The sequence below is a fragment of the Bailinhaonella thermotolerans genome, assembly GCF_003594875.1.
GTDB lineage: Bacteria > Actinomycetota > Actinomycetes > Streptosporangiales > Streptosporangiaceae > Bailinhaonella > Bailinhaonella thermotolerans.
This window is the reverse complement of record NZ_QZEY01000002.1, coordinates 370,440-383,992: the sequence shown is the minus strand read 5'-3', so window position 1 is coordinate 383,992 and position 13,553 is coordinate 370,440. Positions and strand designations below refer to the sequence as shown.

Annotated in this window: 13 protein-coding genes; 5 read left to right on the top strand and 8 right to left on the bottom strand. The window is 74.4% G+C overall.

Translation table 11 applies throughout. The features are described from left to right. Positions 1-22: 22 nt before the first annotated feature. The gene (locus tag D5H75_RS06945) at positions 23-1,492 is read right to left on the bottom strand and encodes an aldehyde dehydrogenase family protein (protein ID WP_242454029.1); all 1,470 of its coding nucleotides are present in this window, start codon (positions 1,490-1,492) and stop codon (positions 23-25) included. A gap of 133 nt (positions 1,493-1,625) precedes the next feature. Here D5H75_RS06945 and D5H75_RS06940 point away from each other — a divergent pair, with 133 nt between their 5' ends. After that, a complete protein-coding gene (locus D5H75_RS06940; RefSeq protein WP_119925500.1) occupies positions 1,626-2,849 on the top strand; it encodes a sodium:proton exchanger in 1,224 nt (407 codons plus the stop codon). Between the two features lie 51 nt (positions 2,850-2,900). On the opposite strand, the gene D5H75_RS06935 is transcribed toward D5H75_RS06940, so the two are convergent. Further along, positions 2,901-3,104, bottom strand: a complete 204-nt coding sequence (locus D5H75_RS06935; protein WP_119925499.1) for a heavy-metal-associated domain-containing protein — start codon at positions 3,102-3,104, stop codon at positions 2,901-2,903. 153 nt (positions 3,105-3,257) lie between these two features. Between D5H75_RS06935 and D5H75_RS06930 the strand changes: the two genes are divergently transcribed. Next, the gene (locus tag D5H75_RS06930; RefSeq protein WP_119925498.1) at positions 3,258-4,436 is read left to right on the top strand and encodes an NAD(P)/FAD-dependent oxidoreductase; all 1,179 of its coding nucleotides are present in this window, start codon (positions 3,258-3,260) and stop codon (positions 4,434-4,436) included. 129 nt (positions 4,437-4,565) lie between these two features. Here D5H75_RS06930 and D5H75_RS06925 read toward each other — a convergent pair whose 3' ends face one another. Both D5H75_RS06925 and D5H75_RS06920 read right to left on the bottom strand, forming a co-directional pair. Beyond that, a complete protein-coding gene (locus D5H75_RS06925; RefSeq protein WP_119925497.1) occupies positions 4,566-5,753 on the bottom strand; it encodes an ATP-dependent DNA ligase in 1,188 nt (395 codons plus the stop codon). Next, positions 5,750-6,478, bottom strand: coding sequence for a pyrimidine reductase family protein (locus tag D5H75_RS06920; RefSeq protein WP_119925933.1), 729 nt, complete (start codon positions 6,476-6,478; stop codon positions 5,750-5,752). The genes D5H75_RS06925 and D5H75_RS06920 overlap by 4 nt, the downstream gene beginning before the upstream one ends. A 164-nt stretch (positions 6,479-6,642) precedes the next feature. Here D5H75_RS06920 and D5H75_RS06915 point away from each other — a divergent pair, with 164 nt between their 5' ends. Next, on the top strand, positions 6,643-7,038 hold the full coding sequence (locus tag D5H75_RS06915; RefSeq protein ID WP_119925496.1) for a hypothetical protein: 396 nt from the start codon (positions 6,643-6,645) through the stop codon (positions 7,036-7,038). A 63-nt stretch (positions 7,039-7,101) separates the two neighbouring features. Here the strand turns inward: D5H75_RS06915 and glgX are convergent, their stop codons facing one another. The 4 genes from glgX to D5H75_RS06895 all read right to left on the bottom strand — a co-directional run bounded on the left by glgX (position 7,102) and on the right by D5H75_RS06895 (position 11,877). After that, entirely contained in the window at positions 7,102-9,207 is a 2,106-nt protein-coding gene (glgX, locus tag D5H75_RS06910) for a glycogen debranching protein GlgX (protein ID WP_119925932.1), read from the bottom strand. A gap of 73 nt (positions 9,208-9,280) precedes the next feature. After that, complete coding sequence (locus D5H75_RS06905; RefSeq protein ID WP_119925495.1) at positions 9,281-10,411, bottom strand: glutathionylspermidine synthase family protein; 1,131 nt, start codon at positions 10,409-10,411, stop codon at positions 9,281-9,283. A gap of 58 nt (positions 10,412-10,469) precedes the next feature. Then, the gene (locus D5H75_RS06900) at positions 10,470-11,066 is read right to left on the bottom strand and encodes a hypothetical protein (RefSeq protein ID WP_119925494.1); all 597 of its coding nucleotides are present in this window, start codon (positions 11,064-11,066) and stop codon (positions 10,470-10,472) included. Positions 11,067-11,451: 385 nt separating this feature from the next. After that, positions 11,452-11,877: an OsmC family protein gene (locus tag D5H75_RS06895; protein WP_119925493.1), complete on the bottom strand. Its 426-nt coding sequence runs from the start codon at positions 11,875-11,877 to the stop codon at positions 11,452-11,454. A 185-nt stretch (positions 11,878-12,062) separates the two neighbouring features. Here D5H75_RS06895 and D5H75_RS06890 point away from each other — a divergent pair, with 185 nt between their 5' ends. Continuing rightward, complete coding sequence (locus D5H75_RS06890; RefSeq protein WP_202637901.1) at positions 12,063-12,623, top strand: sigma-70 family RNA polymerase sigma factor; 561 nt, start codon at positions 12,063-12,065, stop codon at positions 12,621-12,623. Between the two features lie 9 nt (positions 12,624-12,632). Then, the gene (locus D5H75_RS06885) at positions 12,633-13,520 is read left to right on the top strand and encodes a maleylpyruvate isomerase family mycothiol-dependent enzyme (RefSeq protein WP_119925491.1); all 888 of its coding nucleotides are present in this window, start codon (positions 12,633-12,635) and stop codon (positions 13,518-13,520) included. The last annotated feature ends 33 nt before the right edge of the window (positions 13,521-13,553 follow it).

The window sequence follows — 13,553 nt, the reverse complement described above, 5'->3', positions numbered from 1 at the left end:
TGGGCCGGAGGGGGCCGGCGGGTCAGAGCTGGATGATCGCGGTCTTCTCCCGGGTGTAGGAGAGGAGGGAGTCGTTGCCGTAGCCGCTGTCCTTGACGCCGCCGAAGGGCAGGCCCGGGGGCATCTGGCGGAAGGTGTTGACCCACACGTTGCCCGTGTGCAGGTCGCGGACGAAGCGGTGCGCGCGGGCGAGGTCGCGGGTCCACACGCCGGCGGCCAGGCCGTACCGCGAGTCGTTGGCGATCGCCAGGGCCTCGTCGTCGGTGTCGAAGGGGATCGCGACCGCGACCGGGCCGAAGATCTCCTCCTGGCAGATCCGCAGCGAGTTGTCGGTGGTCGTGTAGAGCGTGGGCTCGACCCAGTAGCCGCCCGCGAACTCGGCCGCGCCGGGCCCCCCGCCGAGGGCGTCCGCGCCGTGCCTGCCGCCGAAGACCCGCTCGGCGCCCTCCTTCTCGGCGATCTCCAGGTAGCCCGTGACCCGGTCGTACTGCCCCGGCGAGACGATCGGGCCCATGGTCGTCGCCAGGTCCAGCGGGTCGCCCAGGCGGATGTGCCCGGCGATCGCCCGGACGCGCTCCAGCGTCTCGTCCCAGACCGGGCGCTGGATCAGGATGCGGGACCCGGCCACGCAGACCTGCCCGGCGTTCCCCGTGAAGATCGAGTTCACGGTCAGGCCCTGCGCCGCGGCGTCCAGGTCGGCGTCGGCGAAGACGATGTTGGGGGACTTGCCGCCCAGCTCGAACGTCATCGGCTTCAGCGCGTCGGCGCCGGCCCGCGTGATCACCCGCGCGGTCTCGGTGGAGCCGGTGAGGGACACCTTGTCCACGCCGGGGTGGCGCACGAGCGCGTCGCCGACCTCCTCGCCGAGCCCGCTGACGATGTTGAGCACCCCCGGCGGCAGCACGTCGGCCAGCAGTTCGGCCAGCCGCAGCATCGAGACCGAGGCCTGCTCGGCCGGCTTGAGGATCACCGTGTTCCCCGCCGCCAGCGCGTGCGCGGCCTTGCCGGAGAACGTCGAGATCGGCGAGTTCCACGGGATCACGCACACCACCACGCCGTACGGCTCGCGCCGGGTGAAGCCCATGCTGGACGGGCCCAGGATGACGCTGTCGCCCTTGACCGCGTCCAGGACCTGGCCCGCGGCCAGCTCCCAGAGGTACGTCATGCCCGGGAGGTCCTTCTTGAGCGTGTCGCGCAGGATGCGGCCGTTGTCGCGGGTCTCGACGCGCGCCAGCTCCTCCGCGTGCTCGGTGAAGATCCGGGCCACCTTGCGCAGGTGGCCGGCGCGGCCCAGCGCGGGCATCGCGGACCAGGCGGGGAACGCCGCGCGCGCCGCCGCGACCGCCGCCTCGGCGTCGGCCGGCCCGCTCGCCGGGATCCGCGCCCAGACCCGGCCGGTCGCCGGGTTCACCGAGTCGAGCGTGCGGCCCGAGGCCGCGGCCAGCAGCTCGCCGCCGATCAGATTCCGGTACTCGCTGATGGTCTCGCCCATCGCCGTCCCTCCCGCGCTGCCGTCGTGCGACCCAAGCGTACGCTTGCTCAGTTTGCGGCGGAAGCCGGGCCTGGAATGTGACCCAAAGGAGTCGATCGGGCACGCTGTGGCATCATCGGACGGGGGGATGCGCATGGGCGGGGGAGCCGTAGCCGAGCCGAGCAGGCGGGTCGCGATCACGCGGATCGTGCTGGTGGCGCTGTTCGCCGTGCCCGCCGTGGCGTTCCGCGCGGGGGGCGTCCACCTGACGCCCGTCGCCGCGATGCTGGTCTTCGGGATCGGGGTGGTCGCCGCCGCGGTCCTGCTCATGTGGGCGGCGGAGGTGGCGCGGGAGGACATCTCCGGCGCGCTGGCGCTGGCGCTGCTGGCGCTGATCGCGGTGCTGCCCGAGTACGCCGTGGACCTCTACTTCGCCTATCAGGCCGGGAGCAGGCCCGAGTTCGCCGCCTACGCCGCCGCGAACATGACCGGCGCGAACCGGCTGCTCATCGGCATCGGCTGGCCCCTCGTGGCGCTCGTGTTCGCCCTGGCCGCGCGCCGGCGGGGACGCCCCAGGGGGCCGGAGCGGGACGTGACGCTCGCGCCGCACCGGCGGGTCGAGCTGGGCTTCCTGATGATCGCCGCGCTGTTCGTGTTCGTCCTCCCGCTCGCCCGGGAGATCGCCTGGTACGCCTCGATCGTCCTGATCGCCGTCTACCTGGCCTATCTGTGGCGGGTCTCACGCGGGCAGGCCCACGCGGAGGAGCTGGTGGGCGTGCCCGCGCGGCTCGCCCGCCTGCGCCGCGCGCCCCGCCGCCTCACCACCGTCCTGCTGTTCCTGGGCGGGGCGATCGTGGTGTTCGCCTCGGCCGAGCCGTTCGCCGAGGGGCTCGTCGAGGCCGGCGGCGAGCTGGGCATCGACCGGTTCCTGCTCGTGCAGTGGCTCGCCCCGCTCGCCTCGGAGGCGCCCGAGCTGATCGTGGCCTGCGTGTACGCCTGGCGGCTGCGCGGGGACGACGCGCTCGGGGCGCTGCTGTCCAGCAAGGTCAACCAGTGGACGCTGCTCATCGGCACGATGCCGGTGGCGTACGCCGCGGGCGGGGGAGGCTGGGCGCTGCCGCTGGACCACCGGCAGGTCGAGGAGGTGTTCCTCACCGCGGCGCAGACGGTGCTGGCCCTGGGCGTGCTGCTGGACCTGCGGTTCCGGTGGCGGGAGGCGATCATGCTGCTGGTGCTGTTCGCCGCGCAGTTCGCGTTCCCCGACGAGCGGATCCGGATGATCCTGTCCTGGCTCTACCTGGTGCTCGGGGTGGCGCTGCTGGTGGTCCGCCGCCGCGACATCCCGCCCGCCCTGCGCGCGGTGCGCCCCGGGACGTGACGAGGCCGGCCCCCCGTCCCCGGCGGGGGCGGAGGGCCGGCCGGGGACGGCTCAGGCGCGGACGATCTCGTAGCCGACCTCCTCGACCGCGTCGATGACGGCCGCGTCGGGGACGTCGCCGTTCACCGTGACCCGGCCGCCCGCCAGCTCGACCTCCACGGACTCGACGCCGGGCAGGCCGCTGATCTCGCGCTTGACCTTGCCCGCGCAGCCGTTGCAGGTCATCCCGGTCACGACGTATGTGCTGGCGCTCATCGGCCCATCCTCTCTCTGTGTATACCCCCGACAGGTATCGGGCGTCACGAAACCTACCCGCGTCCTCGCCGGTTCGCAACCCATACCCCCTAAGGGTATCTGTGATCCACGTCATAGTGCGGCACATACCCCTGGTGGGTATAGTCCGCGGTCATGAGCGAACTGAGGAGAATCGTCGTCGCGGGCGCCTCGCTGGCCGGGCTCCGGGCCGTGCAGACCCTGCGCGAGGAGGGGTACACCGGGGAGATCCGCCTGGTCGGGGCCGAGTCGCACGCGCCGTACAACCGGCCCCCGCTGTCCAAGGCCATGCTGCGCGGGGACGAGGACATCGCCCTGCCGGGAGCGGGCGAGCTGGGCGAGGAGTGGCTGCGGGGCCGTCAGGCCGTACGGCTGGACGCCGGGGGCAGGGTGGTCGCCCTCGACGACGGGACCGAGCTGCCGTACGACGGGCTGGTGATCGCGACCGGGGCCCGCCCCCGGCACCTGCCCGGGCGGCCCGCCGGGGTGCGCACGCTGCGGACCGTCGAGGACTCGCTGGCCCTGCGCGCCGCCCTCCGGTCCGGCGCGGGCCGCGTGGTGGTCGTGGGCGGGGGGTTCATCGGCGGCGAGGTCGCCACCACCGCGCGCGGGCTGGGCCTGGACGTCACGCTGATCGACGCCGGGCCGTACCCGATGCTGGACGTGATCGGCGAGGAGGCCGCGCGCTGGCTGGCCGCCCACCACGAGCGCCACGGCGTGGAACTCCTCAGCGGGGTGCGCGTCACCGGCGTCGAGGGCGCGGAGGAGGTCCGCGCGCTGCGCCTGGACGACGGCCGCGAGATCCCCGCCTCGCTGGTCGTCGCGGGCCTGGGCGTCGAGCCCAACACCGAGTGGCTGGAGGGCAGCGGGCTGACCCTCGACGACGGCGTGGTCACCACGCCCGGCCTGCACGCCGTCGGCGCGGACGGGATCGTGGCCGCGGGCGACGTGGCCCGCTGGCCGCACGAGCTGTACGGCGGGGCGCTGGTCCGCGTCGAGCACTGGGGCAACGCCAACGAGCAGGGCGCGCTGGCCGCGCGCAACCTCCTGGCCGGGCCCGCCGCCGCCACGCCGTACGCCGCGGTGCCGAGCTTCGCCACCCACATGCACGGCGCGCGCATCCAGACCGCGGGCCTGCCCCACCTGGCCGACGAGTCCCGGACCGTGGCCGGCGACCCGGGCGAGGACTCCTTCGCCGTGGCCTTCCTCCGCGAGGGCGTCCCGGTCGGAGCGGTCGCGGTCAACGCGCCCAGGGAGCTGATCCGCCTCAAGCGCGCCATCGCCGCCGCCCGGCCGCTGGAGGCGGCCGCCTGACCCGCGGCCTCGCCCGCCGCGCGGCCCGCCGTCGCACCCCCTGCCCGGCCCGCGGCCTGATCGGCCGCCCGACCTCCGCGGCCCCGTGCCGTGCGCCCGCCCGCGCGGCCGTACGGCACGGGCCCGGCGTCAGGACAGGATCTTGTCCAGGTCGTAGGCGACGGGCACCTCGAGCTGCTCGTAGGTGCAGGACTCGGGGGTGCGGTCGGGCCGCCAGCGGCGGAACTGGGCGGTGTGGCGGAAGCGGGTGCCCTCCATGTGGTCGTAGGCGACCTCGATCACCAGCTCGGGGCGGAGCGGGATCCAGGACAGGTCCTTCTTGCCGGTCCAGCGGGAGACCGCGCCGGGCATGCGGCCGGTGGTCTCGTCCTGGGCCGCCCAGGACGCCCACGGGTGGTGGTCCACGTCGTCGAGGCGGTAGGGCGCCAGCTCCCCGACCAGCTCGGCGCGGCGCTTCATCGGGAACGACGCGGCCACCCCGACGAACTGGAGCCGGCCCTGGTCGTCGTTGAGGCCGAGCAGCAGCGACCCGACGACCGGCCCGGACTTGTGCTCCCGGTAGCCGGCGACCACCACGTCGGCGGTGCGCTCGTGCTTCACCTTGAACATGACGCGCTTGTCCGGCTCGTAGACCGCGTCCAGGGGCTTGGCCACCACCCCGTCGAGACCGGCGCCCTCGAACCGCTCGAACCACCGCGTCGCCTCGTCGTACGACCTGGTCACGGGGGTGAGCCGGACGCTCCCCCCGGTGCGGGGCGTGGCCGCGGGCGCGGTGAAGAGGGCTTCGAGGCGCTCGCGGCGGCGGGCGAACGGCTCGCCCATGAGGTCCTCGTCGCCCAGCGCGAGCAGGTCGAACGCGATGAAGGTGGCGGGGGTCTGCTCGGCGAGCAGGTTCACCCGGGACCTGGCGGGGTGGATGCGCTGCTGGAGCTGGTCCCAGTCGAGGGCCTGGCCCTTGCGGACGACGATCTCGCCGTCGACCACGCAGCGTTCGGGCAGCTCGGCCCGCACCGCCTCGACCAGCTCGGGGAAGTAGCGGGTGAAGGGGCGTTCCTTGCGGCTGCCGAGGTAGACCTCGTCGCCGTCGCGGAACACGACGCAGCGGAACCCGTCCCACTTGGGCTCGTAGAGCAGGTCGCCGCGCGGCATCTGCTTGACGGCCTTGGCCAGCATGGGCCCCACCGGGGGCCGCACGGGCAGGCCGGGGACCGGCGGCGGCGCATCGTCGCCGGGCGCCGTCCCGCCGGGCCCGCCCGCCTCCGGCGCGCCGCCGTCGGGTTCGCGCTCGCCCGGTTCGCTCTTGTCTGGTTCGCTCATGTCTCGGCCTCCCTGGCGTACCGGCAGAAGAGCACGCCTTCCTCTTCGAGGACCTGTGTGAGGCGCAGCCGCGTGTGCGCCGCGGGCCCGTTGAGCACGCGCGCCGCCTCCCCGCCGACGAGCAGCGGGCTGACGGACAGGCACAGCTCGTCGAGCAGGCCGGCCGCGGCGATCTGCCCGAGCAGGCGCGGGCCGCCCTCGGTCAGCACGTGGGCCAGGCCCCGGTCGCGCAGCGCCTTCATCGCCAGCGCCAGATCCACCCGCTCCCCGCCGGCGACGATCACGTCGGCCGTGCGGGCGGCCTCGGCGCGGCGGTCGGCGGGGGCGGACTCGGTGGTCACCACGATCGTGCGGGACTCCGGCTCGGCCTCGGTGAACAGCGGCCCGCTCAGGTCCAGGTCGAGGCGGCGGGTGACCACGGCGATCGGCGGCGCGGGCGGCCGCCCCTCCCGCAGCCGCGCCCAGGACTCCCGCGGCCGGGCCGGGCCGTACCCCTCGATGCGCACGGTCGCGGCCCCCGCCACGATCACGTCGGCCAGCCCGCGCAGCACCGAGAAGGCGCGCCTGTCGCCCTCGCTGGACAGGCCGCCGGACAGCCCCTTGACCCACGCCGCCCCGTCGGCGCTGGCCACCATGTTCGCCCGCAGCCAGGGCCCCGGCCCGGGATAGGCGTAGGCCTCGGCGAGATCGACGTCCTCGGCGAGGTCTGGATGGATGCGGCGCATGCTCACCCGCGCCCGGTCGTGATCGGCTCGCACGTCATGCGTCCACCCTGGCACATCCCCCCGACAGAGCGGCCGCGGGGACCGCCCGGGTGTGGCTTTCCCCGCGTCTTTGCGAGATAACGGGGTGGAGAGATCCGCTGACGGGGTGTGACCGGGAGGCCTGGGTGAAGACGGTGACGCTGGTCCTGTGGATTCTCACCGCCTGCGCCGGCCTCTACCTGCTGAGCGTCTGGCTGCGGAACGGCGGCCTGCGCCAGACCAAGGTCACCCGCTTCCCCAAGGTCCTCATCTTCACCCACCCGGCCCTGGCGGTGGCGGGGCTGGCCCTGTGGGTGGCCTTCCTGGCGGGGGGCGGGCGCGCCTACGCGTGGGCGGCGTTCGCCGCGCTCGTGGTCACCGCGATGCTCGGCTTCACCATGCTCACCCGCTGGCTCATGGGCGGCGGCAGGCACGCGCGCGGGGCCGAGCAGCACTTCCCGGTGGTCGCCGTCGTCCTCCACGGGCTGACGGGCGTCTCCACGTTCGTGCTGACCCTCCTCACCGCGACCACCCTGGCCTGACACCCGCCCGGCCGCCCCGCGCCCGGTACCGGGGCCGCGTCCGGAACCCCGGCGGGGCGGGGGTCAGGGGGTGCGGCGGCGCAGCAGCTTCAGCGAGCGGGCGCGCAGCGTCGTCTCGCCGCGCGGGCGGCAGGGCTCCCCGGGGCCGCGCCGGGTGGGCTCGGCGGCGGTGTCGATGACGGTCTCCCAGGACAGGCCGTACTCCGGCCCGGGCAGGGTGAAGACCAGGTCCTCGTGGTGGGCGTTGATCAGGATCAGGAAGGAGTCGTCCCTGATCCGCTCGCCGCGCGGCCCCGGCTCGCTGATCGCGTCGCCGTTGACGTAGACGGTGATGGACTTGGCGTACGGCGTGTGCCAGTCGTGCGAGTCCATCTCGGCCCCGGAGGGCGTGAGCCAGACGATGTCGCGGGGGCCGCCCGGGTCGCCGCCGAGGAAGAACCGGCGGCGGCGGAAGACGGGGTGCTCGCGGCGCAGCCGGGCCAGGGCCCGCACGAACTCCAGGTCCTCGGTCTTGGCGCCGGGCCAGTCGATCCAGGAGATCTCGTTGTCCTGGCAGTAGGCGTTGTTGTTGCCGTGCTGGGTGCGGCCGAGCTCGTCCCCGGCCAGCAGCATGGGCACCCCCTGGGACAGGAAGAGCGTGGCCAGGAAGTTGCGGCGCTGCCGGGCGCGCAGCTCCAGCACGGCCGCGTCGTCGGTGGGGCCCTCGACCCCGCAGTTCCAGGACCGGTTGTCGTCGGTGCCGTCGCGGTTGTCCTCCCCGTTGGCCTCGTTGTGCTTGTGGTCGTACGACACGAGGTCGGCCAGGGTGAAGCCGTCATGGCAGGTGGCGAAGTTGATGGAGGCGACCGGGCGGCGGCCGGAGGTGGCGTACAGGTCCGAGGAGCCGGTCAGCCGGGAGGCGAAGTCGGGCAGGGTCGAGGGGGCCCCGCGCCAGAAGTCGCGCACGCTGTCGCGGTACTGGCCGTTCCACTCGGTCCACAGCGGCGGGAAGTTGCCCACCTGGTAGCCGCCCTCCCCGACGTCCCACGGCTCGGCGATGAGCTTGACCTGGGAGACCACCGGGTCCTGCTGCACCAGGTCGAAGAAGGCCGACAGCCGGTCCACGTCGTGCAGCTCGCGCGCCAGCGCCGAGGCCAGGTCGAAGCGGAACCCGTCCACGTGCATCTCCAGCACCCAGTACCGCAGCGAGTCCATGATGAGCTGCAGCGCGTGGGGCGAGCGCACGTTGAGGGAGTTCCCGCAGCCGGTGTAGTCGAGGTAGTAGCGCCTGTCCTCGTCCAGCAGCCGGTAGTAGGCGCTGTTGTCGATGCCCCGGAAGCCCAGCGTGGGCCCCATGTGGTCGCCCTCGGCGGTGTGGTTGTAGACGACGTCCAGGATCACCTCGATCCCGGCCTCGTGCAGCGCCCGCACCATCGCCTTGAACTCCAGCACCTGCTCGCCCCGCTGCCCGGAGGCGGCGTAGGCGTTGTGCGGCGCCAGGTAGGCGATCGTGTTGTAGCCCCAGTAGTTGGTCAGCCCCCGCGCCACCAGCGCGTGCTCGGGGACGAACTGGTGCACCGGCATCAGCTCGACCGCCGTCACCCCGAGCGACAGCAGGTGCTCGATGATCGCCGGGTGCGCCAGCCCCGCGTAGGTCCCGCGCTGCGCCGGCGGCACCTTCGGGTGGCGCATCGTCAGTCCGCGCACGTGCGCCTCGTAGATCAGGGTCTCGTGGTACGGCGTGCGCGGCGCGCGGTCGTTCCCCCAGTCGAAGAACGGGTTCACCACGACGTTCTTCGGCATGTACGGGGCGCTGTCGGCGGTGTTCGCCCGGCGGGGCTCGGCGAACCGGTAGGAGAACAGCGCCTCGTTCCAGCGGATCTCGCCCTCGACGGCCTTGGCGTAGGGGTCGAGCAGGAGCTTGGCGGGGTTGCACCGGTGCCCCTCCGCGGGCCGGTAGGGCCCGTGCACGCGGTAGCCGTACCGCTGACCGGGGGAGACGCCGGGGAGGTACCCGTGCCAGACGAAGCCGTCGACCTCGGTGAGCTCGACGCGTTCTTCCCGGCCGTCGTCGTCGAACAGGCACAGCTCGACCCGCTCGGCCACCTCGGAGAAGAGCGAGAAGTTGGTTCCCGCGCCGTCCCAGGTGGCGCCGAGGGGGTACGAGGCGCCCGGCCACAGTTCGCGCATGTCCACCCAGAGTAAGGGCTCGGACTCGAAACCGCCGCCGATCAACGAAGAGCGGGTGATCCCGGCCCGCGGGTCAGCCGATGACGTGCGGCACGAACCAGGCGCGGTCGGTGGTGACCAGTCCGGCGTACTCCCGCACGCCGAGCCCGGCCGGGCGGTCCCCGGCCATCCAGGCGCCGAGGATGAACCGCCGCCCGGGCAGGAGCGAGGGCACCTCGACGTACCGCTGCCAGCAGTACCCCTCCGCGCCGTACTCGCCCGCGTGCGCCTCGGTGCCCCCGGCCGTCACCACCGTCACGCCGTCGCCCTCGCGCCCGTGCAGCGCCTTGCGGGCGTACTCGGTCATGTCGCGCGGCCCGTCCAGGTACGCCGGGAGCAGGTTGGGGTGGCCGGGGAACAGCCCCCACAGCACCGCGAGCAGCGCCTTGTTCGACAGCAGCGCCTTCCACGGCGGCTCCAGCCACATCGTGCCGCCCACGCCCGCGAGCTCGCCGTACGGCTCGGCGAACATGTCCTCCCAGGGGTACAGCTTGAAGCACGCCTCGATGGGGTCCCCGGCCGGGTCGATGAACCGCCGCGCCACGCCGTCCCAGCCGATCTCGCTGACGCGCAGGCCCGCCGTGAGCAGCCCCGCCTGGGCGGCGGTGTCGCGCAGGTAGGCGACGGTGACCCACTCCTCGCCGTCCACGCCGTCCTCCGCGTGCGCGAAGTGCACCCGGCCGCCCGGCAGCGGCATGCCCGCCCACGTGGCGACCAGCCGCTCGTGCAGCGCGTTCCACTGGTCGGCGGCGGGGAAGCGGTCCTCCAGCCACATCCACTGGGTCACCGACGCCTCGATGAGCGCGGTGGGCGTGTCGGCGTTGTACTCCAGCAGCTTGGCGTCGCCCTCGCCGTCCCACACCAGGTCGAAGCGGCCGTACAGGGACGGGGAGTCCAGGCTCGCGGCCATCGTCTCCCGCGCCGACTCCGGCAGCCCGAACGCCGACATGGGCGCCTCGTCGAGGGCGTACCGCGCGGCCTGGACCGACATGTCGTGCAGCTCGGCGGTCACCGCCTCCAGGTAGTCGATCTCCTCGGGGGCGAAGACGTAGTAGGCGGACTCGTCCCAGTAGGGCGTGCCGTCCTTCTGCACGGCGTAGGACAGCCCGTCGGCCTTGACCAGCTTCTCCCAGTCATCCCGGGGTTCGAGGGGGTAACGACGCATGGGTGCGCTTTCTGGGTGTTCCTGAGGCTTCTGGCGGCGCTGCCGTCAGCGGGGCATCCTAGCCGCCGTTCCGGCCCGTCCGGTTGCCGAATCCGCCGCGGTCGGTCACGCTCCCGATGGTGGCGCCCTTCGGCCGCGTGAACGTGCCGCCCTTGCCGGCCCGGGCCCCGATCGCGGGCGGCGTCGCGGACGCGCGCAGGTAGTACCAGGCCAGGCCGCTCCCGCCGGACCCGCCCGAGCCGCCGTCCTCGCACTCCTCGTCCTCGACGCGCTCCCGCGTGTCCTCGTCCACGCACACCCGCGCGAAGTCGTACTCGCCGGCGGCCTCCTCGTCGATGTACTCGACGTCGTCCTCGTCCGGGGCCTCCTCGCCGGTGTCGTCCCCGGTGTCGTCCCCCGTCTCGGCGGGCGCGTCGTCCCCGCCGTCCTCGCCGTCCCCGCCGTCCTCGCCGTCCTCGGCGAGCGCGGTGGCCACGCCAGCGGGCACGTCGCCCTCGGCCGCCTCGACCTGCGGGGTCGGCTGCGCCGGCCCGTCGGCGGAGCCGGTGCCCGCGCAGGCCCCGACGGCCATCGCCACCGCCGCGGCCAGGCCGACCGTCACCGTCGCGGACCGTCTCCGCCGTCCCCTGCCGCCCGCCGCGCCCGGGTGCTCCATGCCGCATCACTCTCCGTCGTCCGCGGCCGGCGTCGTGGGGGTCACCCGGCTCGCTGAACCGCTAGACGAACCCTCCGCCCCATTCGTTCCGGAAGTCCCCCGTGAACTTTCGGAGAATGTTCAGCCCCCTTCGCCTTGGCGCGTCCCGCGCCCGGGCACCCGCCGGCGTACGACGCCACGCGCGCGCCTCTCACGTCGTACGACGTCACGCGCGCGCTCCTCACGTCGTACGGCGCCACGCGCGCGCTCCTCACGTCGTACGGCGGCGCGGGCGTGTCTCACGTCGTACGGCGCGGCGGGGCGGGGCGGATGGGGAGGACGGGGCGGGAGCGGGGGAGCGGCGGGGCGGGGCGCGGGGCCCGGAGAGGCCCCGCGCCCCGGAAGGTCAGAGCAGCTCGGCGACGAGGCTGATCTCGGTGCCCGCGAGGGCCTTGCTGACCGGGCAGTTCTCCTTGGCCGTGTTCGCGGCGGCCTGGAAGTCCTCGGCGGAGATGCCGGGGACCTGGGCCTTGACCGTGAGCACGATGCCGGTGATGCCCTGGCCGGGCTGGAAGGTCACGTCGGCGCGGGTCTCGACGGACTGCGGCGGGGTGCCCGCCTGCGCCAGGCCGTGCGAGAGGGCCATCGAGAAGCAGGAGGAGTGCGCGGCCGCGATGAGCTCCTCCGGGCTCGTCTTGCCGCCCGCCTGCTCGGCGCGGGACGGCCAGTTCACGTCGAAGGTGCCGACGCCCGAGCTGTCCAGCGTGACCTGGCCCGAGCCGTCCATCAGCGCGCCCTTCCACTGCGTGGTCGCCGTGCGCGTGGTCGCCATATCGATCTCCCTGTGTGGTGGGTTCATGCCTGCCCCGCCAACGCTAGCGGAGCCGGATCACCCGGCACGGCGGGGACCGGTCTTCATCCGGCTCGTCGGCCGCGGCGAATAGTGCGATGCTCGGTGCGGGCTCGGGGGGCCCACGGGGATCCGAGCCGGAGCCGGAACCGGGGAGTGTGGTGCCAGTGCGGGCACCTGTGCATGACGCCGAGCGCGACCGGTCCCTGCACCGCCGCCTCGTCGGCGGTGACGAGACCGCGCTCGCCGAGGTCTACGACCTGTTCTCGTCTCTGGTGCTCGGGCTCGCGTCGGGGGTGACGCGGGACCGGGCCGCGGCCGAGGACGTCGCGCAGGAGGTGTTCGTCTCCCTGTGGGAGCGGCCCTTCGCGTACGACCCCGACCGGGGCACGCTGCGCACGTGGCTGGGCACGCTGGCCCACCGGCGCGCGGTGGACTGGGTGCGGGCGGAGGAGCGCCGCAGGGCGCGCTCGGCCCGCCGGGCGGGGCCGGAGGAGGCGCCGGGCGTGGAGGACGAGGTGCTCGCCGCCGACGAGGCGGGGCGGGTGCGCAACGCGGTGGCCGCGCTGCCCGGCGGCCTGCGCGAGGTGATCGAGCTGGCCTATTACCGGGGGTTGACATACCGTCAGGTGGCGCGGGACCTGGGCTTGCCCGAGGGCACGGCGAAGTCGCGGATCCGGCTCGGACTGCGCCGCATCGCCGCCATGCTGGCCGAGGAGCCGACGTAGGAGGACGGCGTGAACCCCGACTGGGACCTGTACCTCGACGCGATGACGGAGGGGGGCGAGATGCCCCGGCCCAGACGGCGCGCGGACGTGCTCGCGGCGGCGCTGGCGCGGCGCCCCGCCGCCGCCCGCGTCCCCCGATACGCCGCGCCGTACGCCGCCCGCGTCTCCGCCCTCGACGCGCTGCTGGGCGCGCTCGGCGAGGACGACCACCGCCGCGTGGCCGTCGAGGGCTGGACGGTCCAGGAGCTGGTCGTGCACCTGCTGGCGACCGACGGCCTGCTCGCCCGGGCCGTCGGGGCCCCGGCCGCCGACCCGCCCTCGGGCACCGAGGACGCGGTGGCCCGCACGGTCGAGCTGATCCGCGCCGAGCGCGGCCGCCCGCCGGGCGAGACCCGGTCCCGCTGGCGGGAGCAGGCGCGCGCGCTCTGCGCCCACCTGTGCGAGGCGGGGGAGGAGGCCGCGGGCCGCCGGGTCTCGGCGGGCGGGCTGCGGATGCGCCTCGGCGACCACCTCACCCAGCGGGCGTTCGAGACCTGGATCCACACCGACGACATCGGCCGGGTCATGGGGCTGCCGGTCCCGCTGCCGGTACCCGAGCACCTGAACCCCATGGCCGGGCTCGTCGCGCGCGGCCTGCGGCTCGTCGCGCCCCGCCCCGGCCGCCTGCTCCGCCTGGAGCTCACCGGGCCCGGGGGCGGCGTCTGGGACGTGCCGCTGTCGCGCGGGGCGCCCCCGCCGGGGCGCGTCCCGGACGCGGTGATCGTCACGGACGTGGCCGAGTTCTGCTTCCTGGTGTCCGGCCGGCGCGACCCCGCCTCCTTCGAGGCGGTCCTGTCCGGCGACACGGAGCTGGCCAGGGAGGTCCTCGCCGCCGCCCCGGCGCTGTCGGGACCGTAGGTGCCGCGTAATCACTTCGTCGCCCCCCTCTCC